This is a genomic window from Amycolatopsis albidoflavus (assembly GCF_039525725.1).
GTDB lineage: Bacteria > Actinomycetota > Actinomycetes > Mycobacteriales > Pseudonocardiaceae > Amycolatopsis > Amycolatopsis albidoflava.
On record NZ_BAAAHV010000017.1, the window covers coordinates 123,197 to 149,541 of the forward strand.

Genomic DNA, 26,345 nt, shown 5'->3' on the forward strand with positions numbered 1-26,345 from the left:
AACAGTCGTCCCACACCCGGTCACTCTTCCACGGTGATCAGCCCGCGGTTGACCGCCGCCATCACGGCCGCAGTCCGATCGTTCACCTTGAGCTTGCCGAAGATGCGCAGCATGTACGTCTTCACAGTCGCCTCGCTGATGAACAGCCGAGCCCCGACCGCTGCGTTGGTCAGGCCTTGCGCGACCAGCCTGAGCACCTCGATCTCCCGCGCCGAAAGGTTCTCGGTCTTGGAGTTGCGCACTCGCCTGGTCAGCGTCTCCGCTACGGACGGTGCCAGCATCGTCTCGCCTCGGCCCGCGCCGCGGATCGCGGCAAGCAGGTCAGACCGTTCGGCGTGCTTGAGCAGGTACCCAGTCGCACCGGCTTCCACGGCGCGCAGTATCTCGTCGTCGGAGCCGTAGGTGGTCAGGATGAGCACCCGGCTCAGCGGCTTCTCCTGCGCGATCCGCGCGGTGGCCGCGGCTCCGCCACCGGGCATTTTCAGATCCATGAGCACCACTGTCGGGTCGAGTGCGTGCGTCATCGCCACCGCTTCGTCCGAGCTGCCGCCCTCTCCCACCACCTCGATGTCAGGTTCGTCGGCGAGCATGCCGCGCAGCCCCGCACGGACCACCGGATGGTCGTCCACAATCAAGACGCGGATCGTCCCCGTCACACCGGCACCTCCACCATCAACGTGGTCCCGTGTTCGGGCACACTGCGCAACTCGCAGCGCCCCGCCACCTGTTCTATCCGATTCCGCATCCCGACCAGTCCGTAGCCGGGCGAATCGGCATCCGGGTCGAAGCCGACCCCGTCGTCATGGACTTCCACCCCGACCTGTCCGCCCGCATAGCTCAGTCTCACTTCGACCTCGGCGGCCTTCGCGTGCTTTCGGACGTTGGCGAGTGCTTCCTGAGTGACACGCAAGAGCGCGACTTCCGTGGCCACCGGCAACGGCGCGGGCTCGCCCAGCAATTCGAAGCGGACCGGAACGCCAGTGTCCCGGTCTTCCTTGGCGGCAAGCCGCTGCAACGCCTCCGGCAGCGAAGAGGAGTCCAGCGCGCTTGGGCGCAGAGCCTCGATCAGGCCGCGGGCCTCGGCGAGCGCCTCCCGAGCGGTATCAGCGACGAGGTCGAGTTGACCGCCCGCCCGGGTCACCGCCTCAACCTGACCGCCGGAAAGGCCGTTGAGCTGACCAAGGGCGGCTTTGCTTGCCTGCACCAACATCACGATGCTGCTCAGGCTCTGCGCGATGGCATCGTGAATCTCGCCGGCGAGGCGTTCCCGTTCAGCTACCGCGCCTGCCTGCTTGGATACCGCGGCCAGCTCGCTCCGGGTGGATTCGAGCTCGGTGATCAGGTCCGCGCGTTCCCTGCTCTGCCCGATGATGCGGGTAGTCCAGGTTCCGACGATCGCCGAAAAGCTGATGATGGCCAGCGCCAGCGGCCCCTGCGCGATAACGGTCTGGACCACCGCGCCCGACTGGAAAGTACCGACCCCGATCGGGACCAGGCTGAACACCACTATCACGCCGGTGGCGTACAGCGGCCGCATGGTCCAGTACGCCTGAGGGATGATCGCCACCAGCGCGATGGAACTGGCCGAGGAGAAGGTCTCCGCTCCAATGAAGAATGCCAGTACGACGCCCAGATAGAGCACACCGCGCCAGCTTTCGTCGTCCGCTTTCATCAACGAGCGGCCGTAGACCGCGTACCAGACGCCGCAACACAGGAGCAGCACCGCTGCCAGTGGCTTGCTCTTGGCCGAGGCATCGTCGAGGGACAGGACGAAGACGATCGTGGCGGCGAACGCCACCAGGTAGTAGCAGTCCCAGATCAGGTAGCCGCGCAGCCATTCATGCGGTACGCGGATCAACCCTGCCTGCTGTTTTTCCACCGGAAGGTCAACAGGCACAGCAGCAGGCCGCCCACGCACCAGGCTCCCAGCATCGCCGCCGTTCTCCCCAGCTCCCATGATCCCGCCACCTCCTGGAAGGTCATCAGGTCCGGCAGGAAAACCGAGCGGAATCCCTGCGCCATCCATTTCATCGGGAAGAACGACCCGATTTCGACCAGCGGCGAGCCCAGATTGCGAATCGGGTTGAACAACACGCCGGAAATGAACTGTAGCGCGATGAACGGCAACAGGATGACCGCCGAAGCGCTCTTCGCCGTCCTGGGCAGGCTGCTGATCGCGATCCCCAGCAGGGCGGAGGCCACCACGCCGAGCAGGAACACCCAGCCGAACACCAGCCACTTGTCCATCGTGACCGGCAGCTTCAGGGCGAACAGCGCCTTGCCGATCCCCAGCAGCACCAGGACCTCTGCCACGCTGACCACCAGGACCAGCAAGATCTTCCCGATGAAGTACGACACGACCGGAGTGGGGCTGCCGTGCAGCCGTTTGAGGGTCCCGTCGTCCCGGTCCTGCGCGATCCCGGTGCCGAGGTTGACGAACGTGGTCGACATGATGCCCGCGGCGATCATGCTCGCGGCGAAGATCTGGCTCGCGTCGACGTCCGAACCCGGCACCTTGTCCTTGAAGATGCTCCCCAGCAGCACCAGCATCACCGCCGGCAGGGAGAAGGTGAACACGACCGCGTCACGTTCGCGGAAGAACTGCTTCAACTCGATCGCCCCGCGGGCAAATCCGACCTTGACAGCGCGGGGCGGCGCGGGCCTGCCGGGGCGCTTGCCTGCCTCTTGCACGGTCATACCGATTCCTTCCGAATCTTGGCCTCCGACGCGGAGCCGTCGATCAACTGGAGATAGATGTCTTCGAGACTGGGCCGCTGCACGGACAGGCCCGGCACGTTGCCGTCGTGGCGCTCGACGAGGTCCGCGACCAGCCGATCGGGAGTCGCGGTCTCCTCGACCTTGAGCGAGCCGTTCTCGCGCCAGCTCACCACCGCCTTGGCGCTGGCGCGCCCGCCGAGCGTGGCCGGTTCGCCGGTGATCTTGATCCTGCCGTCCGCGAGGATCGCGACCCGGTTCGCCAGTGCCTCGACTTCGTCGAGGTAGTGCGTAGTAAGCAGGATGGTGATGCCCTCGCCGGCCAACTGGCGGATCAACTGCCAGAACCGCACCCTGGCTTCGGGATCGAACCCGGTGGTCGGCTCGTCGAGGAAGAGCACGTCCGGGTCGCCGATGACGCCCAGCGCGACATCCACCCGGCGACGCTGCCCGCCTGACAACCTGCCGACCCGCTTGCGGGCACACTCGGCGAGCCCGACCTGCTCGATGACCGCCTCCGGGTCCCGAAAACGCGGATAGGTGCCCGCGAAGTGCCGGACGACCTCGCGAACGGTCAACTCGGAAGCGTCGGTCGCCGTCTGGGTGACGATGCCGATCCGGCTGCGCCAAGCACGTCCTGCTTTCTCCGGATCCTCGCCCAGTACCGAGACGGTCCCGCTGTCTCGTTTGCGGAAGCCTTCCATGATCTCGACCGTGGTCGTCTTGCCCGCACCGTTCGGGCCGAGCAGCGCGAAGACTTCACCTGCAGAGATCTCGAGAGCGAGCCCGTCCACTACCGTGTTGCCGCCGTAACGCTTGACCAGGTCTCTCACGCGGACTGCTGTTTCGGTCATGAGGAAATCGTGTCCTCGTCACCGGTGGACGAGTAGCGATCGGTGGACGGATCTTTTGTCGACCGATCGACGGACAGCGCGATTTTCGAACCAACAAATGCTGCCGAAGCTTCGCTTTCAGCGGTCGACACCGCGGGCAGATGCTCAATTCGAATTAATCGAACGACGTTGGTCCGGCCTTCGTCGAGAACAGTCGACCGCACTTTCGACGAGACGCGTGGCAACCGGCGGCAGCGGAGCCTGGACCTCCGAACCCTAGGAGCATGAGGCCGCGTTCCCGGTTGCCGGTCAGCTTGTGACGAACGCCAAGCAACCGCCGCACTCGAGACCCCTGCTCGATTGACGTCCAAGGTGACCGTCAAACCTCAAAGTGGGGCGTAAACGGGGCAGGATGCTCGTGCCAGCCGACCCGGTCAAGGTGCTGACCAGCCAAACCAGTGCCCCCGACGGGGTTCGAACCCGCACTGGGTCGATTTTCGGACGGCGGTGGGCGACGTTGATCGTCCACCGCCGTCCTTGTCTACCACCTGCGAGATTAGCAAACGCAACTGCTGGTTGATCGGTGTTACCGGTCATCGCTCGGCGTCGAAATCCGGGGGTAAACCGTGAATTGATACTCCCGCCACGCGTACTCGACCGACAAGACGGTGCGCCTCCGTCGTCGCTCGCTAGCGTGAAGCGAGCAGGATGCGCCCCCGGCACACAGAGAGCTCCGCGCGGTTTCAGTTTCAGACGGACGTCGGCCAAGTCTCCACCTGGTAACGATCTCTCACCCCTAGTAACAGGTCACGGATTTTGCGAGATCGAATATTACGATATTTCCGAACTTCGAGGAGTTGAGAAACTTGCCGACGGAGGGTGAACCATCAGGCGTTGTCGATGGCCGCTTGATGATAAAGTGGAAAACTGTCGGGATTGTCGGCGCTTTGAGCGGTATCGGCTGCCTCGGAGTTCTGATAACCGTGGTCAGCATCAAAGATATTGATTCACTCTCCACCGTGGCACTCGTTCTGGCGATCCTCGCTTTTGCGATACAAATAATGATTTTCATTGCGCAGACTGCAGCCTCGACCGAGCAGAGCAAATCTACTCTCGAAATCAATTCAGAAACTAAATCAATTCTGAGTGAGCTGCGTACGCGAACGCAGGCGACGAACGATGTACTGAATCTGCAATTCAATAAACTCCTTGACAAGATGTTGTTTGTCACGCAGGAGTCCGAGCAGAATGCGTCTGAGGATGCGACTGGCTCTCCCAGTGAAGGCTTCGAGGTCTACCTTCAAGAGATGAGGTCAGCGTTGATCGAGCTGAAGCGGGAGGTAAATAACTCCTCGAAAGCGAGGATGCAATCCGATAAAGATGTCTACGACGCGCCCGTTGAGGAACGAGCTTACAGGCGCAGGTTATTCGAAGCTCGGCAATGGCCAAATCGAAGGCTAGAAGAGGACTTGTGGACGGGCGGACTTGCCTCCCTCAGCAAGGACTCCGCGGTGCTGCTTGACCGTTTCGCAAGGGCCTACCTGCACAACAATGCAGGTGATAGAGTTCATTTAAGGCTAGACCCTAAGGAGCCTGCCGTTGCAGAATTGTTGAAAATTGAGGTAATTGAACCTGTAGCCCGTACTTCTAAGGTCTCGATTTACAGCCTAACAAGGAAGGGGCAATACGCGGTCCGCCTATTTCTTTCCTATCCTCCGCCGAGCGCTTTCAAAAAATTCCCATGGCTGCGCTACCTGCATCCAAATATTTCCGACTTGCCTGATGCGACTGATACTTCAGGCGAAGAAATCAATAAAACTACTGGATAAACAAGTGGGTGGCCTCTCCGGGGGCACCTTCCTGCGGTCTGCAGTGTGCCGGCCGAACTGCCCCCTTGACGCGGCGTGATAGCCCTCGGGGAGGTCGGCGAGATGGCGGCAGGTCACTCACGGACGCAACGTGCGCGCGGTCCCGACCATCTCGGAGACCTGCCCGTCCGGCGAGGACATTCTTTTCTTCTTGGCCGCGGCCCCAGGTGCAGCCGCCAGGCCGGGTGCGTGGGTGCCGGAGGCGGGCCCCGCGTGCCCGGCCCGAAAGCGGCGCGGCCCCGCAGGGGCCGCCTTGAACAGGAAAAGAAACTCTGAACACAGTGGTCACGCCGTGCGGGGCGGCAACTCGTACGCAGGGGTGAACTCGGAACCGCAGCGGTAGCACTTCGACGCGGAGTAGGAGACCTCTGTGCTGCCACACTCGGGGCAACCGTGCAACCGGGCTGGCGTAACTTCGCCGAAGTCAATGAGCAGAGTCGGGGTCTCGGCACCGTAGGGGTGCTCGTGATCGACAGTGCCGTCGGCGTTCGTGGCGATGGGTGCGTCGTCTGTTTCGGTGAGGCTCTCGCGGTCTTCTGGGAGGACGTCGACCTGGAGCGGCGCACCGTCCTGGTGGATTGGAAGGTCGTCCGCATTCGGGGAGCCGGCTTGCGGCGCGTGCAGCAGCTCAAGACGGACGACGGGGACCGCAAGCTGCCTCTGCCCGAATGGGCAGTGTCGATGCTGCGGGAGCGGTGGCGGATAGCGCAGGAGGACGGGCGCGAACGCGCCAGCGCGGTGTTCCCGGACTCGTTGGGCGGACTCCGCGATCCCTCGAACACCCGGCGGGACATTCGCAATGCCCGTGGCACTGACGAGTTCGCCTGGGTCAAGTCGCACGCGTTCCGGAAGACCACTGCTACCGTGCTGGACGATGCGAAGGCCAGTTCCCGGCAGATCGCGGATCAGCTCGGGCACAGCAAGCCGTCGATGACGCAGGACGTGTACATGGACCGCACCACGGTCTCTCCGGAGAACGCGGTCGCGTTGGAAAGCATGTGGCTCGACCCGGGCTCCGGCAATTCCGGGGATAAACCGGGGGTTGATCTTGAACGGGCCTCGGAAGAGTCGTCCTGACCAGCGGAAACGGTGCCCCCGACGGGGTTCGAACCCGCACTGGGTCGATTTTAAGTCGACTGCCTCTGCCAATTGGGCTACGGGGGCCCACCCACCCTAGCGAACCCACCTCAAGACACGACAAAGCCGGGCCGCCCCAAGACGACCCGGCTCCGTCAAAAAACCACTCAGCCCTTGCTAGCCCGGTTGAACTCTTCCTTCGGGTTGTTGATCTGCCCCAGCGAGATAACCTCACGCCGGAACAACCCGCCCAGCATCCAGTCGAACAGGATGCGGATCTTGCGGTTCCACGTCGGCATCGCCTTGAGGTGGTACGCGCGGTGGAACAGCCACGCCGGGAAGCCCTTGATCTTCAGGTTCAGCGCGTCGGCCACGCCCTTGTGCAGGCCGAGGCTCGCGACCGCGCCCAGGTTCTTGTGGAAGTAGTCCTTCGGCTGTCCGCCGCGGATCACCTTGATGATGTTCTTCGCCAGCAGGCGGGCCTGGCGGACCGCGTGCTGGGCGTTCGGCGGGCAGGTCGCGGTCGGGTCCTGTTCGGTGCGCGACAGGTCCGGGATGGCCGCGTTGTCGCCCGCGGTCCAGACGTCCGGGTGGCCGACCACCTGCATCGCCGCGGTGGCCTCGACGCGGCCGCGCTTGTCGAGCGGCAGGTCCGAGCCGGCGAGGACCGGGTTGGCCTTCACGCCCGCGGTCCAGATGATCGTGTCGGTGTCGAACTCGGTGCCGTCCGAGAGCACGACGTGGCCGTTTTCGAACGACTTCGCCGCGGTCGACAGGTAGACCTCGATGCCGCGCTTCTCCAACTGCTGCACCGTGTACACGCCCAGCGTCTCGCGCACCTCGGGCAGGATCCGCCCGGCCGCCTCGACCATCACCCAGCGGATGTCCGCCGGCTTGATGTTCGGGTAGTAGTTCTCGACCGCGAAGCGGGTCATGTCCTCGAGCTCGGCCAGCGCCTCGATGCCCGCGAACCCGCCGCCGACCACGGTGAACGTGAGCAGGCGCTTGCGCAGCTCGGGGTCGAGCGTGCTGGCGGCCTCGTCCAGCTTGGTCATGATGTGGTTGCGCAGGTAGATCGCTTCGCCGATGGTCTTGAAGGCGATGCCCTGCTCGGCGAGACCGGGGATCGGCAGGATCCGCGCGACGGCGCCGAGCGCGACCACGAGCACGTCGTAGTTCAGCGTCTCGATGTGGCCGTCGGCCGCCTCGACCGTGACGGCCTTGCGCTCGTTCTCGATCTTCGTGACCCGCGCGGTCAGCACGTGGCAGCGCTTCAGCACTCGGCGCAGCGGCACGACCACGTGCCGCGGCTCGATCGCGCCGGCCGCCGCCTCGGGCAGGAACGGGGCATAAGTCATGTGCGGCTGCGGGTCAACGACGGTCACGGAGGCCTCGTTGGCACGCAGCATCTTCTGAAGCCCGTACGCGGTGTACAGGCCGACGTATCCACCACCGAGGACGAGGATCCGAGTCGGTTCCGACTTCGCAGCAGCCATGTACCTATAGTCGCACTTCCGAAGCGGCTCCGCTCGGGTACCCCACCCCGCTGTGACCAGCATCGCCACGCTGGTTGTCACGATTCAGATGAGCCCGGCCGCCGAGGCCGCGGCGGTGAACGCGGTCACCACCATGGGCTGTGTCACACGACCGGTCTGGACATTGCGCGGTGACACGTGGTAGCAGCCGAACACCGCTAGGTCGCCGAGCTGCATCCGGGCGCCGTGCGCGAAGGCCGGCCGCGGTTTCGGCACCGGCCAGCCCGCGGCGGACAGCACGGGCAGCAATGCCTGCCAGCCGAACGCGCCGAGCACGACGATCGCGCGCAGGGTCGGCCGCAGCAGGTCCAGTTCGTCGGCCAGCCAGTGCCGGCAGGCGTCCCGCTCACCGGGGGTCGGCCGGTTCTCCGGCGGCGCGCAGCGGACCGGCGAGACGAGCCGGGTGCCGCGCAGCGTGAGCCCGTCGCCGATGGCCGTCGACACCGGCTGCGACGCGAGACCGACCTCGTACAGCACGCGAAAGAGAAAGTCGCCCGACGGATCGCCGGTGAACATCCGTCCGGTGCGGTTGGCCCCGTGCGCGGACGGCGCGAGCCCGACCACCGCCAGCGCGGCATCCTCCGCGCCGAAACCGGGAACCGGCCGCGCCCAGTACTCCTCGCCGGCGAACGCGGCCTTCGTGCCGGCCACGCCTTCGCGCCATTCGACCAGCCGCGGGCACGCGCGGCACTGCACCAGCTGCGCGTCGAGGCCGGCGAACGTGCGCATCGATCTCCTCCGCGTTGGTGTGCTGCCACGGTAACGCGGGATAGGTTGGGGCCATGGCCGACACCACCGCGGACGAGACCGCCGAGAAGACCAAGGACGAGGAAACCAAGGCGGCCGAGCCCGTCGACGACCTCGTCACGACGCAGCACACCCTCACCGTCAAGCGGCGCAAGCTCGCCTACACCGCCCAGACCGGCCGGATCGTGCTCCGCCAAGAGGTCAAGAAGGACGGCAAGTCCGAGGGCCACCAGGCCAAGGCCGAGGTTTTCCTCACCGCCTACACCTTGGACGACGCCGACCCCGGCACGCGGCCGGTCACCTTCGCCTTCAACGGCGGCCCCGGTTCCTCCAGCATCTGGCTCCACATGGGCCTGCTCGGACCGCGCCGGGTGCTCTCCGGCGACGTCGACGACCCGGTGCCGCCGCCCTACGGGCTCGAGGACAACCCGGAAAGCCTGCTCGCGCACAGCGACCTGGTGTTCATCGACCCGGTCCAGACCGGCTACTCGCGGGTGACCGAGGGCGGCGAATCCCAGCCGTACACCGGATTCCAGGGCGACGTCGAATCGATCGCGGAGATCATCCGGCTGTGGGTTTCGCGCAACGAGCGCTGGCTGTCGCCGAAGTTCCTCGCCGGCGAGTCGTACGGCACGCTGCGCGCCGCCGCGCTGGCCGGGCACCTGCAGGAGCGCTACGGCCTGTACCTCAACGGCTTGATGCTCATCTCGTCCGTTCTGGACCTCGGCACGCTGCGCTTCCACGAGGGCAACGACCTGCCGTACTCGCTGTTCCTGCCCACGTACGCGGCGATCGCGCACTACCACGGACGCCACGGCGACCGTCCGCTCGACGACGTGCTCGCCGACGCCGAGGACTTCGCCGCGAAGGAACTGCCGTGGGCGCTTTCCCGCGGCGCGCGGCTGTCCACTCAGGACCGGACCGAGGCAGTGCAGACGATCGCGTCCCTCACCGGGCTCAGCGAGTCCTATGTGGACCGGGTCAACCTGCGGATCGAGCACATCCGGTTCTTCACCGAACTGCTGCGCGACCAGGGGAAGACCGTCGGCCGGATGGACGGCCGGTTCACCACGTGGGAGCCGGACGGCGGCGTCGAGCACATGAGCGACGACCCGTCGGTGTCGCGGATCATCGGGGCCTACTCGGCCGGGTTCAACCACTACGTGCGCGCCGAACTCGGGTACGAGAACGACCTGCCGTACGAGATCCTGTCCACCGAGGTGTTCAAGGCCTGGTCCTACAAGGAGTTCGAGGGCCGTTCAGTGTCCGTTGTGGACACCTTGAGCGCGGCGATGCGGTCGAATCCGCACCTGCAGGTCCACGTCGCGTTCGGGCATTACGACGGCGCGACGGCGTACCACGCGTCCGAGTACGTGCTCTCGCAGCTGAAGATCCCGGAGGAACTGCGGGAGAACATCGACACGGCTTACTACCCGGCCGGGCACATGATGTACGTGCACGAACCGTCGCGGGTGCAGCAGTCGAAGGACCTGGGCAAGTTCGTGAAGAAGGCGTCCAACCGCTGACCTCGTGAGTGCCTATGCCGGTTCTAACCGGCATAGGCACTCACAACCAATCGTGCTCCCGCGCGTACCGCGCCGCCTCGTGCCGCGTTCGCGTCTGCGTCTTCTGCATCGCGTTCGACAGGTAGTTCCGCACAGTCCCCTCGGCCAAATGCAGCTGCGCGGCGATATCGGCGACCGAATAACCCTCCCGAGTCGCTCGCAGCACGTCTATCTCCCGCACGGTCAACGGACAGTCGTCCACCACCGCGAGCGCCGAGACGTCCGGGTCGATCCAGCGTTTGCCCTCGTCCAGCGTCGCGATCACCGACGCGATGTGCGCGGGTTCCGCTGCTTTGCTCACGAACCCCTGCACGCCGAGCTTCAACGCTTTGCGCAGCACTCCCGGCCGCGCGTGCCGGGTCAGCATCAGGATCACCTGCTCCGGCCGTTCCCGCCGGATCCGCGCGACCGCGCCCAGTCCGTCCACATTGGGCATCTCCAGGTCGATCACCAGCACGTCCGGCCGATGCTCCACAGTGGCCCGCACCGCGGCCTCGCCGTCTTCCGCCTCGGCGACCACGGTGATCTCGCCTTCCATCGGCAGCAGCGCGGCCATCGCCTTGCGGAGCAGAGCTTCGTCGTCGGCAAGCACCACGGTCGTCATCGCGACACCTTCTCCGCGAAGGCCGCCGCCGTCACGAACCGGCCGTCCTTCTGCTCCACTGTCAATTCTCCGCCCTGATCCGCCAGCCGATCCGCCAAAGTGGACAGTCCGCTCAGCACCGGCGGGTCACCGTCCGCGACGCCGTCGTTGACGATGCTGATCCCCGCTTCGGTCAACGTGATCCGCACCTGCCGGGCTTGCGCGTGCCGGAGGATGTTCGTGGTCGTCTCGCGCAGCACCTGACCGAGCAGCTCGTCCACTCCCGTGTGGACTTCCGCCCGCCGATCGATCCGCACGTGGATTCCGGCCGCCTCGAAGAGGTTCTTCGCGTTCTCCAGTTCCGCGGACAGATTGAGCCGACGCTGGGCGTAAGCGAGTTCCTTGGTCTGCACGATGGTGTCGCCGACCAGGGTGTGCACCTCGCGCAGTTCCTCTTGCGCCCGTTCGAGATCCCGATTCAGCAGCTTCTCCGCGAGCGCGACCTTCAGCTTCACCACGTGCAGCGTGTGCCCCTGGATGTCGTGCAGTTCGCTGGCGAACCGGACGCGTTCCCGGACCACCGCCAGCTCCGCCTCCTTCTCGCGCGACTCTTCTAGCTCCGCGACGAGGTCGTAGAGCCGCTGACTGGCGAACATCAGCAGGGTCGACAGCGCCGAGCCGATCGCCGGAGTCACCACATAGGCCAGCACCCGCGCGCCGAGATGGTCGTGATGCAGCAGCAAATTGGTCGAGCCGATCGCGCCGGTCAGCACGGCGAGGCCGACCAGCGCGGCGAACCTCCGCCGCGGCAGCGGCGGGATGAGGAACGACCCGACCATGCTCAGCCCGTAGAACGCCATGGGGCTGTTGCCCAGCGCGCCGGCGAGCCAGACGAACGCGGTCAGCACCAGGCTCGGGCGCGCGGTGCGGACGAAGTCGCCCGCGGTCCAGCGTTCGGCGGTGGCGGTCGCGGCCAGCAGCCCGATCACCTGGATGACGACGTGCCACCAGGTCTTCGCCGACAAAACCACCAGCAGCACCCCGACCACCAGCAGCGGCGGCATCACCGTGACGAGGTTGAGCCGCCGCAGCCGGTCCTGGACCGCGTCGCCGGACCAGGACATCCGGCGGGGCCGCGGCGGGCGGATCTCGGTCATGGTGCTCCAGGTTCGGCCGGGCGGTTCGGCCCCAGCATGCCGCAGCCGCCGAAGGCCCACCAGTGACACAGCGTCATGTCTTCGGCTGACGTGGCCGCACTACCGCGGACCTGGGAGAACCGGCTGGAATCGGAGCATGTCCACGACCCCAGTCATCGACGTCGACCACCTGAACCTCACCTACGGCGATTTCCAGGCCGTGCGCGACCTGTCGTTCCAGGTCGGCCGCGGCGAACTGTACGCGCTGCTCGGCACGAACGGCGCGGGGAAGACCTCGACCCTGGAGACCGTCGAGGGGCACCGGCCGCCCAGCTCAGGCACCGTGCGGGTGTTCGGCAAGGACCCGCGCGAGCGCGCCGCCGTCCGGCCGCGGATGGGGATCATGCTGCAGGAAAGCGGCTTCTCGCCGGATCTGACCGTGCGCGAATCGATCCGGCTGATCGGCAGCCTGACCCAGCGCAATGACAACGTCGAACGGCTGCTCGGCATCACCGACCTCACCCGCAAAGCCACGACGAGGGTCTCGCAGCTCTCCGGCGGCGAAAAGCGCCGGCTGGACTTCGCGACCGCCGTGTACGGAACGCCGGACCTGGTCTTCCTCGACGAGCCGACCACTGGTCTGGACATCCAGTCGCGCGACGCGCTGTGGAACGCGGTGGACCGGCTCCGTGAGGACGGCACCACCATCGTCCTCACGACGCATTACCTCGAGGAAGCACAACAGCGCGCCGACCGCATCGGCCTGATGCACCAGGGCACGCTCAACCGCGAAGGCACCGTCGCCGAACTGACCCGGACGCTGCCCGCGACCATCCGCTTCGGACTTCCGCCGCACGCGCCGATGCCGCCGCTGCAAGCGACCCGCGAGGAGGACGGCCGGTTCCTCATCGAGACCTTCGGCCTGCAGAAAGACCTGCACACCCTGCTCGGCTGGGCACAGGACAGCGCGGTGGAACTGGCCGAATTGGAGGCCGGCCCGACCCGCCTCGACGACGTCTTCCGCGCCATCGGCAACGCGTAACCCATTCCCGAAAGGCTTTCCCATGTTCTCCATCGCCCGCGGCGAACTGATCCAGCTCTTCCGAAACCGATTAGTACTGGTCACCTCGCTGATTCTGCCGGTCGCCTTCAGCGCTTTCTTCATCTCCCGGCACGAAACCTTCGCAAAGCTCGGCAGCCTCGGCTATATCGCGGCGCTGACGCTTTCCTTCATCACCGCGATCGGCCTCTACACCACCACCGTCACCACGCTCGCCGCCCGACGGCAGAACCTGTTCCTCAAGCGATTGCGGTCCACCGCGGCGAGCGACTCCGGCATTCTCGTCGGACTGCTCCTGCCGATCACGGTGATCACCACGATCCAGGTCGTCGTCATCCTCGCCGTGCTCGGCGCGGTCACCGGCCTGCCGAAGAACCCGCTGCTGCTGGTGGTCGCGGTCTTCGCGACCGTCGCCATGATGCTCGCGCTAGGCCTGGCCACCGCTGGCCTCACGAACTCGCCGGAGCACGCCCAGGTCACCACGCTGCCGGTCACCCTCGCCGTCCTCGCGGTGGCGAGTTGGATCGGAATCACCGGAACGGAACAGCTTTCCCTCCTGAAACGACTTCTCCCCGGAGGGGCGGCCACCGAACTCGTGTTGAATTCCTGGAATGGCGGAGCGTCGGTCGCCGACTCACTCGTCCTGCTCGGCCCGATCGCGGCGTGGCTGATTCTCAGCGTCACCCTGGCGACCCGACTATTCCGCTGGGAACCGCGCCGCTGAAACCCCTTCCGGCGCCGAGCAGATCGGAGTAATCTCGGCGGCGCTCTCGATCGTCGACGTGTCCGCGGCAGCGCGGCCGGAAGTCGGCCCCGACCGGCAGCCGAGCCGCGCTGCCCGCGAACAGCTCTGTTTCGTGCACTTTCCCTTCAGTTTCCTGAGTTCGCTTGATCTCGGCTAAGGATGGAAAACAGTGCGAAAACAATTGCTCGTCGTACTGGCGGCCGTCGCGCTGACGACGACCGCTGTTCCGGCGTACGCGACCCCCTCGAAGTCATCGGTGACCTGGGGTGCGTGCCCGGCTGACGTCGCTTCCCCGATCCTGCAGTGCGCGTCGCTCGAAGTGCCGCTGGACTACCGGCAGCCGGACGGAAAGAAGATCAGCATCGAGATCTCCCGGCTGCCCAGCACCGACGCCGCCAAACGGCGCGGGGTGCTGCTGTTCAACCCGGGCGGCCCCGGCGGTCTCGGACTCGCCTTCCCCCTCACGTGGGCGCGGCTCGGAGTCCCGTCGAGCGTGCTCGCCGAGTACGACCTGATCGGCTTCGACCCGCGCGGGGTCGACCACAGCAGCCCGGTGAGCTGCGACCTGAAGCCGGAACAGCTTTCTCTCGCCCCGAAGTACGCGCACGACCGCGAGGAAGTCGTCCAGGCTTCGGAGTCCGCGAAGCAGATCGCGCAGCAGTGCGCCGCTTCGGCCTCGGCCCCGATCCTGCCCTACATCACCACCGCGAACACCGCCCGGGACATGGACCAGATCCGGGCAGCGCTCGGCGAGCAGAAGATCTCCTACTTCGGCTTGTCGTACGGCACCTACCTCGGCGCGGTGTACGCCTCGATGTTCCCCGACCAGACCGACCGCGTCGTGCTCGACAGCGTCGTCGGATCGACCGGTGTCGACGTCACCACGGTGCGGCGATTCGGCGAGGGAATGCAGGACCGCTTCCCGGACTTCGCTAAATGGGCCGCCATCCGCCATTCGATCTACGGTCTCGGCGCCACTCCCGCCGAAGTCGCCGCGACTTTCTCGAAGCTCGCGGACCGGCTCGACGAGCAGCCCGCCTGGGGAGTCGACGGCTCCACCTTCCGGCTGGGCACGCACAGCCTGACCTACCAGACGCTGGCCTTCCCCGTGCTGGCGCAGGCGTGGCAGGCGCTGCTCAACAACCAGGCGCCTCCGGCGGGCTCGATGCGGCTGCCGGTCACCGGGCCGGAGCAGAGCCAGCGGGCCACCATGATTTCGGTGCTGTGCGGGGACAACGCGTGGCCCCGGTCGATTTCGACCTATCAGCGCAACGTCGCCGAGGACCGGGCCGCGTACCCGATGATCGGCGGCGCGACGGCGAACGTCTGGCCGTGTGCGCACTGGGCCGCCCAGCCGCTCGAACCGCCAGTGCAGTTCAGCGACCAGGGCCCGTCGAACCTGTTGCTGGTCCAGAACCTGCGCGACCCGGCGACGCCGCTGTCCGGCGCGCTGGAAACCCGCGAAGCGTTCGGCGACCGGGCTCGTCTGGTCACTGTGGACCAGGGCGGACACGGCGTAGGCCTCCCGTACCTGAACAGCTGCGGTTTCGGCGCCGTCATCAACTACCTGGTGAACGGAACCCGGCCGGACACCGACAAGTACTGCGGCGCCGAAGCGAACGCCACGCGATCGCTGACCGCGCAGCAGCAACAGGCCGCCGGCAAGGTGATGGACCAGCTGCGGCGATTCTGAACGGACGATGGGTGGGACGATGATCGGCGGTGGGGCGGGCTTTCCCGCCCCACCGTCGTTTGTCCTTTCCTCTGGTCTTCCGAGTCTGGTCTCCCGAGTCCGCTCTCGACGCAGGAAGGAAACCGTGCGAAAACAATTGCTCACCCTGCTGGCCGCCGTCGCGTTGACCGCGACGGCGGTTCCGGCTTCCGCCGCATCCGCTAGATCCGCGGTGAACTGGGGCACATGCCCGGCCGACGTCACGGCTCCATTACTGCAATGCACGTCCATCGAAGTACCGCTCGACTACCGGAATCCGGACGGCAAGAAGATCAGCGTCGAAATCTCCCGGCTGCCCAGCGGCAGTCCGGCGAAACGGCGCGGGGTGCTGCTGTTCAACCCGGGCGGCCCCGGCGGCACCGGCCTCACGCTCCCGCTGGAAATAGCCCAGGCCGGTCTGCCCACGAACCTGCTCGCCGAGTACGACCTGATCGGCTTCGACCCGCGCGGCGTCGGCCACAGCAGTCCGGTGAACTGCGGCCTGACCCCGGAGCAATTGGTGCTCGATCCGAAGTACGCGCACAACGATTCCGAGGTCGTCGCCGCCTCCGCGTTCGCCAAGGGGATCGCGCAGCGGTGCGCGGCCTCGGATTCCGCCCCGGTGCTGCCCTTTCTGACCACCGCGAACACCGCGCGGGACATGGACCGGATCCGGGCCGCGCTCGGCGAGGCCAAGATCTCCTACCTCGGCTACTCGTACGGCACCTACCTCGGCGGGGCCTACGCGACGCTGTTCCCGGACCGGACCGACCGGATGGTGCTCGACAGCGTTCTCGGACCGGGCGGGTACGACATCACCGAAGCCCGGCGCTCCGCCGAAGGCATGCAGGACCGCTTCCCGGACTTCGCGAAATGGGCCGCCGCCCGCGATGCCAGCTACGGTCTCGGCACCACCCCGGCCGCCGTCACCGCGAACTTCGGCAAGCTCGCCGACAAACTCGACGAGACCCCGGTGGCCGGCATCGACGGTTCGTACTTCCGGCTGGCGGTGTACGGCCTGACCTACCAGACCCGGTCCTTCCCGAGGCTGGCGCAGGCCTGGCAAACGCTCCTCGCGAACCAGGCGCCGCCGGGCGTGGCACTGCCGGCCCCGACGCCCGCCAAACAGAGCCAGATCGGCACCATGATCTCGGTTCTGTGCGGGGACAACGCGTGGCCGCGCACGATTTCGACCTATCAGGACAACGTCGCGCGGGACCGGGCCGCATACCCGCTGATCGGCGGCTCGACGGCGAACGTGTTGCCGTGCGCGCACTGGCCGAACCAGCCGATCGAAGCACCGGTCCGGCTCAGCGACCAGGGTCCGTCAAACCTGCTGTTGGTCCAGAACACACGCGACCCGGCGACCCCGCTTTCCGGCGCGCTGGAAACCCGCGCGCGGTTCGGCGACCGCGCCCGGATGGTCACCGTGGACCAGGGCGGCCACGGTGCCGGTCTCCCGTTCCTGAACAGCTGCGGGTTCAACGCCGTCACCGATTTCCTGGTGAACGGAACGCGTCCGGACACCGACAAATTCTGCCGCGCCGAAGCGAACGCTCGCGAGCTCAGCCAGCAGCAACAGCAGGCGGCCGACAAGTTGACGGACCAGTTGCGACAGTACTGAACCGACGATCGCCAGAAAAGGAGAACCGTGCGAAGAACATTGCTCGTCGTACTCGCCACCGCCGCGTTGACCGCGACGGCGGTTCCGGCGTCCGCCATTCAACCCGCACTGCACTGGGGCAAGTGCCCAGCGGATATCTCTGCTCCAGCACTGCAATGCGCGTCGCTCGAGGTACCCCTGGATTACCGGAACCCGGCCGGCACAAAGATCAGCGTCGAAATCTCCCGTCTCCCGAGCAGCGACCCGGCCAAACGCCGCGGCGTGCTGCTGTTCAACCCGGGCGGCCCCGGCGGCACCGGCCTCACCTTCCCGCTGGAAATGGCTCAGGCCGGTCTGCCCACCAGCCTGCTCGCCGAATACGACCTGATCGGCTTCGACCCGCGCGGCGTCGTCCACAGCAGCCCGGTGAGCTGCGATCTGAAACCGGAACAGCTCCTCACCATTGTGCCGAACTACGCGCACAACCCGGCCGAAGTCACCGCGGCCGCGACATCGGCTAAACAGATTTCGCGGCAATGCGCCACTTCGACGTCCGCGTCGATCCTGCCGTACATCAACACCGCGAACACCGCACGCGACATGGACCAGATCCGCGCCGCACTCGGCGAGTCGAAGATCTCCTACTTCGGCTTGTCCTACGGCACTTACCTTGGCGGGGTCTACGCGTCGCTGTTCCCGGAACGGACCGACCGGGTAGTACTCGACAGCATTCTCGGGCCGGACGGCTACGACATCACCGCGTCCCGTCGTTTCGCCGAAGGAATGCAGGACCGTTTCCCGGACTTCGCCAAGTGGGCCGCTGTACGCGATTCTTCCTACGGTCTCGGTGCCACTCCCGCCGAAGTCACCGCGAATTTCTTCAAGCTCGCCGACAAACTCGACCAGCATCCCACCGGAGGATTCGACGGTTCGCTCTTCCGGTCGGCGACGCACAGCCTGATCTACCAGACCTCGGCCTTCCCCCGGCTGGCGCAGCTGTGGCAGGCCTTCCGCACCGACCAGGCTCCCCCGGACGATTCGCTGCCGAGCACCAGCGGCCCGATCCAGAGCCAGGTGACCACGATGCTCTCGGTCGTGTGCGGGGATCACGCGTGGCCCCGGCAGATTTCGACCTACCAGCGCAACGTCGCGCACGATCGGGCCGCGTACCCGATGCTCGGCGGCGCGACAGCGAACGTCTGGCCGTGCGCCGCCTGGTCGTATCAGCCGAGCGAACCGCCGGTGCGGTTCAGCGACCAGGGTCCCTCCAACCTGTTGCTGGTCCAGAACTTGCGCGACCCGGCGACGCCGCTCTCCGGCGCGCAGGACACCCGCGAAGCATTCGGCAATCGGGCGCGAATGGTCACGGTGGACCAAGGCGGCCACGGCGTCGCGCTCCCGTACTTGAACAGCTGCGGCTTCAACGCCGTCATCGACTATCTCGTGCACGGTAACCGGCCGGGCACCGACAAATTCTGTGGCGCGGAAGCAAACGCCACTCGAAAGCTTACCCCGCAACAACAGCAGGTAGCCGACAAGATCACGGACCGGCTGCGGCAGTACTGAAATAGGCGGTGGGGCGGAACACCCGCCCCACCGCCGCGCGTTCAGCGCAGGAAAGCCGAACCCCGCGTCACCGCGGAATAGGCGTCCACGGAACCATGTCCGTAGAACCCGTTGAACGACGCGTCACCCAAGCAGGTCGCCGTGAACGAAGCGTCCCGGCCCTCCTTGAGGTAATCGACCGTCCGCGGCACCGGGCACGCGATCGGTGCCGCCGTGCCTTCCAGCACTCGCTGCACCGCGTCCGGATCCATCGAGACCGAATGCCCAGTCTTCTTGCCGTACTGGGAAATGATCAGCGCCGCCACCCCAGTCGCATGTGGAGCGGCCATCGAAGTCCCCTGCAGCCATTGGTAATAGCCGACCCGGCCATCCGCCGCCGTCGCCTTCTGCACGCCGAGCGCGACCCCAGCCGGGGTCACATTGCCTGCCGCGTCAATGTTTCCCGCCGCGACACCGACGTTGCGCGGATACGTGGACAGGATCTCGTTCTCGACTGTCCGGTACCAAGGCGTGCCGTAACCATCGCGGAAGAAGCCGCCAGGCGCGGAAACGGAGATCTGCTCGGTGCCGTAGTTGGAGTAGTCCGCCTTCGCCTGCGTCGGACCGAATGAGCCGACACCGATGGTGTGCGGGCCTTCGACCGGGAGCGAGAAACACGAAGCATTGTCGATCTTGCGCGGATGCGGCCCGTTCGCCGGGTAGTCCGGGCTCGTGACGTCATCGTGCGGCGCGGCCAATTCGTCGTGCTGGTTGCCGAGCGCGACCACCATCGTCACGCCCTTGCGGTGCGCGTAGTTCAACGCCCGTGTGGTCGCTTCGATGATCGTGCGCTGTTCCGCTTGTTCCGCGGCGGAATCCGCCGGATTCGAACGGCAGTTGTACAGCCACGGATCCACGTAGAAGCTCATGTTGACGACGTCGATTCCCGCGTCGCCGGAATACGTCAGCGCGTCGACGGTCGGCTGCAGGAAGAAGAACCCGGCGTCCTGTCCGGCGCGAATGTTCACCAGCGTCACGTTCGGTGCCACGCCCGAAACGCCGAATCCATTGGCAGCCGCGGCGATCGTGCCCGCGACATGCGTGCCGTGGCCGTTGTCGTCGTGGTCCACCGGGTCGACGCAGCCGCGGAACTCGCACGGCCCGTCGACCACGGTGCCGTTGACGTCCGCGACGATGTCCTTGGTGAAGTTGCGCGAATCGGCCTTGTCGAAGTTCGGCGCGATGTCCGGGTGACTGCCGTCGACGCCGGTGTCGATGATGCCGACCTTCACCCGCTTGTCGCCCGCCTGCTTGGTGCGCGCGAGGTCGGAGCGGGTCGATTTGAGGCCCCAGAGCTGGTCGTCCAGCGGATCGGTGCCGACCGCCTTGTTCGCCGCGGCCTTGCGCGACACACTGCCGCGGCCTTCCTTCTCGACCGCGTCCGGCTTCTCCTTCTTGCCCGCCTTCGGCGCGCTGCCGATCGCTTTCGCCTTCGCCGCGCCGAATACCGCACGGTTGGCCGAAACCCGCTCAGTGAAGCCAGTCGCGGGCGCGGTGGCGGTGATGAGCCCAACGGCGGTGTTGGTCGCGACGATCGTGCCGCCGGCGTCGCGCACGGCCTGTTGTGCGGCGGCGACGCTCTGGCCGTCCCGCGCCAACACGCTGAATTCCGTCAGCGGTCCGGCCGGTTGGGCCGTCGCCGCCGGAAGGGCGACGACGGACACCACACCGAACAACGGCACCGCGAGCGCCGCAGCGAGCAATCTTGGTCTTTTCACGAGTCCTCCTCACGAAAACCGACAATGCAACGTACATAGCGGACACTGCGTGCGGCAATCGGCAAACCGGAGGAATCGCCTGGTTACGGAACCACCGACTTCACCTCGGCGAAGTGACAAGCCGACAGATGCCCGTCCGTCCGGGGTTCCAGCTTCGGAGCCTCGGTCGCGCAAATGTCCGCGGCTTTCCAGCACCGCGTGCGAAAACGGCAGCCGGACGGCGGATCGATCGGGCTGGGCACGTCGCCTTCCAGCCGGATCACCTGCCGCTGCCCGCGCACGGCCGGGTCCGCCACCGGCACCGCGGACAGCAGTGCCTGGGTGTACGGATGAGACGGTCGCTCGTAAATCTCGTCCTCAGTCCCGATTTCGACGATCTTGCCCAGGTACATCACCGCGACCCGGGTGGACAGATGCCGCACCACCGACAGGTCGTGCGCGATGAACACATAGGACAGTCCGAACTCGCCCTGCAGTTCCCCGAGCAGGTTCATCACCTGCGCCTGAATCGAAACGTCCAAAGCGGACACCGGCTCGTCGCAGATGATCACCTTGGGCCGCAACGCCAGCGCCCGCGCGATGCCGATGCGCTGGCGCTGTCCGCCGGAGAACTGGTGCGGATACCGGTTCACGTGCTCGGGATTGAGCCCGACCACCTCCAGCAGTTCCTGCACCTTCTTCGCCCGCGAACCCTTCGGCGCGACGTCGGTGTGGATCTCGAACGGCTCGCCGACGATGTCGCCGACGGTCATCCGCGGATTCAGCGACGTGTACGGGTCCTGCAGCACGATCTGGATCTCCCGGCGCATCCGCCGCAGTTCCGCACCGCGCAGCTTGAACAAATCGCGGCCCTCGAACGTCGCCGCCCCGCTGGTCGGCTCCTCCAAGCGCATCAGCACCTGGGCGAGCGTCGACTTGCCGCAGCCGGATTCGCCGACCACGCCGAGCGTTTCGCCGGGCTGCAGGTCGAAGGACACGCCGTCGACGGCCTTCACGTGTGCGATGGTCCGTTTGAACAGCACACCGTCGCGCACCGGGAAGTGCTTCACCAGATCGCGGACGCTGAGAATCGGCTCACCCACGGCTCTCCACCACCTCCTCGGCGAAGTGACACGCACTGACCCGGCCGAAGCCGAGCGCGTGCGAGGACGGCCGCTCGTCGCGGCACCGTTGCTCGGCCCGTTTGCAGCGCGGATGGAACGGACATCCGGCCGGAATGTCGAGCAGGCTCGGCGGCAGGCCCTTGATCGTCTCCAGGGTCTGTCCTTTGAGGTCCAATCGGGGCAGCGAATCCATCAACGCGGCGGTGTAGGGATGCCCGGGCGAGCTGAACAATTCCCGCACGTCGGCCTGTTCCACGATCCGCCCGGCGTACATCACCGCGATCCGGTCCGCGACCTCCGCGACCACGCCGAGGTCGTGCGTGATGAGGACGAGCCCCATCCGCCGTTCCCGCTGGATGTCCGCGAGCAGGTCCATGATCTGCGCCTGCACGGTCACGTCCAGCGCGGTCGTCGGCTCGTCCGCGATGAGCAGATCCGGGTCGAGCGCAAGGGACATCGCGATCATCGCGCGCTGCCGCATGCCGCCGGAGAACTGGTGCGGGTAATCCTTGACCCGCCGTGCCGCGGCCGGGATGCGCACCAGGTCGAGCAGTTCGACCGCGCGCTTGCGTGCGTCCTTTTTGGACATGCCAAGCCGGACCCGCAGCTGTTCTTCGATCTGGAACCCGACGGTGAACACCGGGTTCAGCGCCGAAAGCGCGTCCTGGAAGATCATCGCGATCTCCGCGCCGCGCACCTGCCGCCGCCGATCCTGCGACGCGGTGAGCAGATCCTCGCCGCGATAGCGGATCGACCCGCCGGTGATCACCCCTGGCGGGGTGTCGAGAATTCCCATGATGGTCTGCGCCGTGACGCTCTTGCCGGAGCCCGATTCGCCAAGCACGGCAAGCGTTTCCCCGGCATGCACGGAATAGCCGACGCCGTTGAGCACGTTGGCCACGCCGTCGGAAGTGCGGAATTCCACGTGCAGGTCTTCGACCTCGAGCAGCAGCTCGTTCTCGGCTGCCGGACCTGGAGCATTGGACACTGTGGACATCGCGGCTACCTCGACTTCGGGTCGAGCGCGTCGCGGATACCGTCGCCGAGCATCACGAACGCGAGCACGGTGATGGTGACGAACGCACCGGGGAACAGGAGCATGTGCGGGACCGCGCGGAAATAGTCGCGGGCGTCGCTGATCATGACGCCCCACGACACCACCGGCGGCCGCACTCCGATGCCGAGGTACGCCAGCGTCGCCTCAGCTCCAATCGCCGCGCCGAGCGCGATCGTGGCGTACACGAGCACCGGCGCGAGTGTGTTCGGCAGCAGGTGCCGGAACACGATCCGCGGCGTGCTGGCGCCGAGCGCGCGGGCCGCCTTCACGTAGTCCAACTGCTTGGCCACCAGCGTCGCGGACCGCATGATGCGCATCGCCACCGGCCAGGTCAGCACCGCGATCGAGCACACCACCTGAACGATGATGGTGACCTGCCCGGGATTCGTGCCCGGCGCGTTGAACGTGGTGAGGATGACGATCGCGCCCAGCACGAACGGGAGGCCGGCGAAAACGTCGCCGAGCCGGGACAGCAGGCTGTCGATGAGGCGGCCGTAGTAGCCCGCGACAATGCCGATCAACGATCCGAAAAGGACAGTCAGCAGCGTCGCGAAAACACCGACCAACAGCGAAGCCCTGGCCCCGTAGATGGTCCGCGCGTAGACGTCGTAACCCTGGTTGTCGTAGCCGAACCAGGCATCCGCGGACGGGCCTTCGTTGGCGTGCGTTAGATCGCTGTAGCCGGCGTCGCGGTGCGAGAACAGCCCCGGCGCGATCGCGATCAGCACGACCAGCAGGATGATCAGCGCGGAGATCACGAACGCCGGCTTGCGGCGCAGCTGCCGCCACGCGTCGCCCCACAGACTGCGCGGCTTCTTCGGACCGGCGTCGGCCGAGCTGTCCACATGCGACAGCTGTGCCGCGTCGACTCCTCCGCCGCCGACGAGATTCGGGTCAGTCATAACGGATCCTCGGGTCGAGAACGGCGTAGAGCAGGTCCACGATCAGGCTCATCAGCAGATACACCAGCACCAGCAGCACGACGACGCCGACGACGGTCGCGCTTTCCCGGTTCTGGAGGCCGCGGAAGATCAGGCCGCCGAGACCGTTGATGTTGAACACGCCCTCAGTCACGATCGCACCGCCCATGAGCGAGCCGAGGTCGGTGCCGAGGAAGGTCAGCACCGGGATCACCGAGTTGCGCAGCAAATGAATGCCGATGACGCGACTGTTGGGCTGCCCCTTGGCAATGGCGGTGCGAATGTAGTCGGCGTGCCGGTTTTCCGCGATCGACGTTCTCGTCAATCGTGCGACATAAGCCATCGAGAGGCTTCCGAGCGCGATGCCGGGGACGATCAACTCGCCGAAACTCGGATCGTCCGACACGCTGGCGTCGATGATGCCGAGGTTCACGCCGAGCACGATCTGCAGCACGATCGCGGTGACGAACACCGGCAGCGAGATCAGGAACGTGGTCGAGACCAGTACCAGATTGTCGAGGAAACCCTTGCCGCGCAAGCCGGTCAGCACGCCGGCGGTGAGGCCGATGACCGCTTCGATGAGCACCGCGACGAGCGCGAGGCGCAGTGTGATCGGGTAAGAGGTGGAGATCAGTTCGCCGACCGAGGAGCCGTTGAACGTCTCGCCCCAGTCGCCGCTGAACAGGCTTCCGAGGTATTTGAAGTACTGGACGAACAGATTGTCGTTCAGGTGGAACTTCTGGGTCATCAGGTCGATGTAGGCCTGCGGGCAGGCTTGCTGACCGCATTTGCCGGAGAACGGGTCCCCCGGCACGGCCCACACCAGTGCGTAGATCAGGAAAGTGGTGCCGAAGAACACCGGGATCAACTGCAGCAGACGACGCAGGATGTAACGAATCATGCGTGGTTCCTAGGAGTGCGCGCCGGGCCCGTGAGTGCCCGCGCCGGCTTTTGGCCTGCGCGAACACTCACGAGCCGCGTGGTGGGAACGGACGAGTCAGCGCATCACTTCTTGAGGACCTCGACCGAGGAGTAGTCCGCGCGGCGGCGGAAGTCGAGGACCACGGTCTTGGTGTGCTTCGACTTGGCCGCGACGCCCTTCTCGTCCCACACCGGGATCGAGGGCAGGTCCTTCGCGATCAAGTCCTCGGCCTGCTGGTACAGCTTCACCGCGGCGTCCTTGTCCGCCGTCGAATCGGCCTGCTTCAGCAGAGCGTCGACCTGCGGGTTGGAGTACGTCGAGTCGTTCGACGAGGCCCCGGTCCGGTAGAGCGGGTTGAGGAAGTCCTCAATGGACGGATAGTCCGCCGACCAGTCGGAACGGCCCATGCCGGTCAGCTTGTGCCCGGTCACGATGCTGCGCCACTGGCCGAAGTCGGTCGCCGGAACGAAATCGCATTCGACGCCGAGGGTGTTCTTGATGCTGTTGCACGCGGCCACGAGCGGTTCCTTGCGGCCGCCGTCGGCGTTCGAGGCGATGGTGAGCTTGCCCTTGAACCCGGACTTCGCGAAGAGTTCCTTGGCCTTCGCCGGGTCGAACTTGCAGAACTCGCCGCACACGCCCGGCCGGTAGCCCTGAATGCCCTGCGAGACATAGCCGTCGGCCGGGATGTAGGTGTCATGCATGACCGTCTTGGTGATCTGCGTGCGGTCGATCGCCATCGAGATGGCCCGGCGCAGGTCGAGGTTGTTGTAGCCCTGCACGTAGTACGGCACCGCGATCGTGCTGATCCCCAGCAGGTGCCCGGTGACCAGGTTGTCCTTGAGGTCGGCCTTGTACTTGTCCGCGGTGAGCGCGGACGGCGGCAGCGTCTCGATGAAGTCGAGCTTGTTGCTCAGCAGGTCCTGGTACGCGGTTTCCTGGCTGGCGTAGATCTTGTCGTCGAGGTCCTTGAACTTGACCTTGTCCGGCCCCTGGTAGTCGTCGAACCGGGTCAGCTTGATCTCGACGTTCGGCGTTCGGCTGACGAACTTCATCGGGCCGTTGCCGATCGGGTGCTTCGCGAAGGCCGCGGGGTCCTTGAAGAAGGAGTCCGGCAGCGGCGCGAACGCGGTGTAGCCGACCTTGGTGGTGAAAACGGAGAACGGCGCTTCCAGGGTCACCTGGAACTCGTAGTCGCCCTTCACGACCAGGCCGGACATCTTGTCCGTGGTCGGCTTCGCCGTCTTGTCGGCGGGGTGGACGTCGGAGTAGCCCTGGATGTTCTCGAAGAACGTGCTGTTGATCTGGCCGTTCGCGGAGTTGGCCCCGTAGTTCCAGGCGTCGACGAAGTTCTTCGCCTTGACCTCGGTGCCGTCGTGGAACTTCCAGCCGTGCTTGATCTTGATGTCGAAGACCTTGGAATCGGTCGTGGTGATCGACTCCGCCATCAAGTTGTACGGCTCGCCGTTTTCGCCCTTGTACGCGACGAGTCCGGAGAACATCGGGTCGACGGCCTTGGAACCGCCGAGTTCGTTGGTGTTCGTCGGGATCAGTGTGTTCTGCGGTTCCGTGCCGTAGACCGTGAAGGTCCCGTTCGGATCCGCCTCCCCCGACGACCCGCTGCTGGATCCGCCGCCCCCACAGGCAGTCATGAGCAGTGACAAGGTTGTCACGACTGCGGCCGCGCTCCAGAGCCTGGATGAACCCCGCATGTCCCCTCCGTTTCTAGCGTCCGAATAGCGAGATGGAGGCTAGCGTGATCGGCCCTTCGTAACCGGATCACCGGGTTGCACATGAATAACAACGCCGACCGTCACCCAGTCAGCCCACAACGAAGTGAGG

At 66.0% G+C, this 26,345-nt stretch carries 22 protein-coding genes and 1 tRNA gene; 8 read left to right on the plus strand and 15 right to left on the minus strand.

Translation table 11 applies throughout. The features are described from left to right. Nucleotides 1-20: 20 nt before the first annotated feature. From ABD156_RS28110 to ABD156_RS28125, 4 genes are read right to left on the minus strand one after another with little or no spacing between them, the layout of a single operon-like run. Entirely contained in the window at nucleotides 21-656 is a 636-nt protein-coding gene (locus ABD156_RS28110; RefSeq protein WP_344280120.1) for a response regulator, read from the minus strand. After that, nucleotides 653-1,897, minus strand: a complete 1,245-nt coding sequence (locus ABD156_RS28115; RefSeq protein ID WP_344280123.1) for a sensor histidine kinase — start codon at nucleotides 1,895-1,897, stop codon at nucleotides 653-655. The genes ABD156_RS28110 and ABD156_RS28115 overlap by 4 nt, the downstream gene beginning before the upstream one ends. After that, a complete protein-coding gene (locus ABD156_RS28120; protein ID WP_344280126.1) occupies nucleotides 1,855-2,697 on the minus strand; it encodes an ABC transporter permease in 843 nt (280 codons plus the stop codon). Before ABD156_RS28120 ends, ABD156_RS28115 begins: the two co-directional genes overlap by 43 nt. Beyond that, nucleotides 2,694-3,569: an ABC transporter ATP-binding protein gene (locus ABD156_RS28125; RefSeq protein WP_344280129.1), complete on the minus strand. Its 876-nt coding sequence runs from the start codon at nucleotides 3,567-3,569 to the stop codon at nucleotides 2,694-2,696. The genes ABD156_RS28120 and ABD156_RS28125 overlap by 4 nt, the downstream gene beginning before the upstream one ends. 845 nt (nucleotides 3,570-4,414) lie before the next feature. Here ABD156_RS28125 and ABD156_RS28130 point away from each other — a divergent pair. Both ABD156_RS28130 and ABD156_RS28135 read left to right on the plus strand, forming a co-directional pair. Beyond that, complete coding sequence (locus ABD156_RS28130) at nucleotides 4,415-5,377, plus strand: hypothetical protein (RefSeq protein WP_344280132.1); 963 nt, start codon at nucleotides 4,415-4,417, stop codon at nucleotides 5,375-5,377. 432 nt (nucleotides 5,378-5,809) lie between these two features. Then, complete coding sequence (locus tag ABD156_RS28135; RefSeq protein ID WP_344280135.1) at nucleotides 5,810-6,493, plus strand: site-specific integrase; 684 nt, start codon at nucleotides 5,810-5,812, stop codon at nucleotides 6,491-6,493. Nucleotides 6,494-6,506: 13 nt separating this feature from the next. Here the strand turns inward: ABD156_RS28135 and ABD156_RS28140 are convergent. The 3 genes from ABD156_RS28140 to ABD156_RS28150 all read right to left on the minus strand — a co-directional run bounded on the left by ABD156_RS28140 (nucleotide 6,507) and on the right by ABD156_RS28150 (nucleotide 8,757). Next, nucleotides 6,507-6,580: transfer RNA gene (locus ABD156_RS28140), tRNA-Leu, on the minus strand. An 80-nt stretch (nucleotides 6,581-6,660) separates the two neighbouring features. Next, nucleotides 6,661-7,989 carry an NAD(P)/FAD-dependent oxidoreductase gene (locus ABD156_RS28145; protein WP_344280138.1) on the minus strand — a complete coding sequence of 443 codons (1,329 nt, stop codon included), beginning with the start codon at nucleotides 7,987-7,989 and terminating at the stop codon, nucleotides 6,661-6,663. Between the two features lie 84 nt (nucleotides 7,990-8,073). After that, nucleotides 8,074-8,757, minus strand: coding sequence for a uracil-DNA glycosylase (locus tag ABD156_RS28150; protein ID WP_344280141.1), 684 nt, complete (start codon nucleotides 8,755-8,757; stop codon nucleotides 8,074-8,076). Between the two features lie 53 nt (nucleotides 8,758-8,810). Here ABD156_RS28150 and ABD156_RS28155 point away from each other — a divergent pair, with 53 nt between their 5' ends. Beyond that, complete coding sequence (locus ABD156_RS28155) at nucleotides 8,811-10,301, plus strand: S10 family peptidase (RefSeq protein ID WP_344280144.1); 1,491 nt, start codon at nucleotides 8,811-8,813, stop codon at nucleotides 10,299-10,301. Between the two features lie 40 nt (nucleotides 10,302-10,341). Here the strand turns inward: ABD156_RS28155 and ABD156_RS28160 are convergent, their stop codons facing one another. Continuing rightward, nucleotides 10,342-10,944: a response regulator transcription factor gene (locus ABD156_RS28160; protein WP_344280147.1), complete on the minus strand. Its 603-nt coding sequence runs from the start codon at nucleotides 10,942-10,944 to the stop codon at nucleotides 10,342-10,344. Continuing rightward, nucleotides 10,941-12,080, minus strand: coding sequence for a sensor histidine kinase (locus ABD156_RS28165; protein WP_344280150.1), 1,140 nt, complete (start codon nucleotides 12,078-12,080; stop codon nucleotides 10,941-10,943). Before ABD156_RS28165 ends, ABD156_RS28160 begins: the two co-directional genes overlap by 4 nt. Before the next feature lie 136 nt (nucleotides 12,081-12,216). On the opposite strand from ABD156_RS28165, the gene ABD156_RS28170 reads away from it, so the two are divergent. The 5 genes from ABD156_RS28170 to ABD156_RS28190 all read left to right on the plus strand — a co-directional run bounded on the left by ABD156_RS28170 (nucleotide 12,217) and on the right by ABD156_RS28190 (nucleotide 18,744). Continuing rightward, a complete protein-coding gene (locus tag ABD156_RS28170; protein WP_344280153.1) occupies nucleotides 12,217-13,101 on the plus strand; it encodes an ABC transporter ATP-binding protein in 885 nt (294 codons plus the stop codon). 22 nt (nucleotides 13,102-13,123) lie between these two features. Next, a complete protein-coding gene (locus ABD156_RS28175) occupies nucleotides 13,124-13,843 on the plus strand; it encodes an ABC transporter permease (protein ID WP_344280156.1) in 720 nt (239 codons plus the stop codon). Between the two features lie 190 nt (nucleotides 13,844-14,033). Then, nucleotides 14,034-15,557, plus strand: coding sequence for an alpha/beta hydrolase (locus tag ABD156_RS28180; protein ID WP_344280158.1), 1,524 nt, complete (start codon nucleotides 14,034-14,036; stop codon nucleotides 15,555-15,557). Nucleotides 15,558-15,681: 124 nt separating this feature from the next. Then, nucleotides 15,682-17,199 carry an alpha/beta hydrolase gene (locus ABD156_RS28185; protein WP_344280160.1) on the plus strand — a complete coding sequence of 506 codons (1,518 nt, stop codon included), beginning with the start codon at nucleotides 15,682-15,684 and terminating at the stop codon, nucleotides 17,197-17,199. Nucleotides 17,200-17,226: 27 nt separating this feature from the next. Further along, on the plus strand, nucleotides 17,227-18,744 hold the full coding sequence (locus tag ABD156_RS28190; RefSeq protein WP_344280162.1) for an alpha/beta hydrolase: 1,518 nt from the start codon (nucleotides 17,227-17,229) through the stop codon (nucleotides 18,742-18,744). Between the two features lie 41 nt (nucleotides 18,745-18,785). Here the strand turns inward: ABD156_RS28190 and ABD156_RS28195 are convergent, their stop codons facing one another. The 6 genes from ABD156_RS28195 to ABD156_RS28220 all read right to left on the minus strand — a co-directional run bounded on the left by ABD156_RS28195 (nucleotide 18,786) and on the right by ABD156_RS28220 (nucleotide 26,215). Then, nucleotides 18,786-20,501: a S8 family serine peptidase gene (locus tag ABD156_RS28195; protein WP_344280164.1), complete on the minus strand. Its 1,716-nt coding sequence runs from the start codon at nucleotides 20,499-20,501 to the stop codon at nucleotides 18,786-18,788. 83 nt (nucleotides 20,502-20,584) lie between these two features. Then, complete coding sequence (locus ABD156_RS28200) at nucleotides 20,585-21,583, minus strand: ABC transporter ATP-binding protein (RefSeq protein WP_344280166.1); 999 nt, start codon at nucleotides 21,581-21,583, stop codon at nucleotides 20,585-20,587. After that, a complete protein-coding gene (locus ABD156_RS28205) occupies nucleotides 21,576-22,601 on the minus strand; it encodes an ABC transporter ATP-binding protein (protein WP_344280168.1) in 1,026 nt (341 codons plus the stop codon). The genes ABD156_RS28200 and ABD156_RS28205 overlap by 8 nt, the downstream gene beginning before the upstream one ends. Nucleotides 22,602-22,606: 5 nt before the next feature. Then, nucleotides 22,607-23,563, minus strand: coding sequence for an ABC transporter permease (locus ABD156_RS28210; RefSeq protein WP_344280170.1), 957 nt, complete (start codon nucleotides 23,561-23,563; stop codon nucleotides 22,607-22,609). Next, entirely contained in the window at nucleotides 23,556-24,482 is a 927-nt protein-coding gene (locus ABD156_RS28215) for an ABC transporter permease (RefSeq protein ID WP_344280172.1), read from the minus strand. The genes ABD156_RS28210 and ABD156_RS28215 overlap by 8 nt, the downstream gene beginning before the upstream one ends. 104 nt (nucleotides 24,483-24,586) lie before the next feature. Continuing rightward, complete coding sequence (locus tag ABD156_RS28220) at nucleotides 24,587-26,215, minus strand: peptide ABC transporter substrate-binding protein (RefSeq protein WP_344280174.1); 1,629 nt, start codon at nucleotides 26,213-26,215, stop codon at nucleotides 24,587-24,589. Between the last annotated feature and the right edge of the window lie 130 nt (nucleotides 26,216-26,345).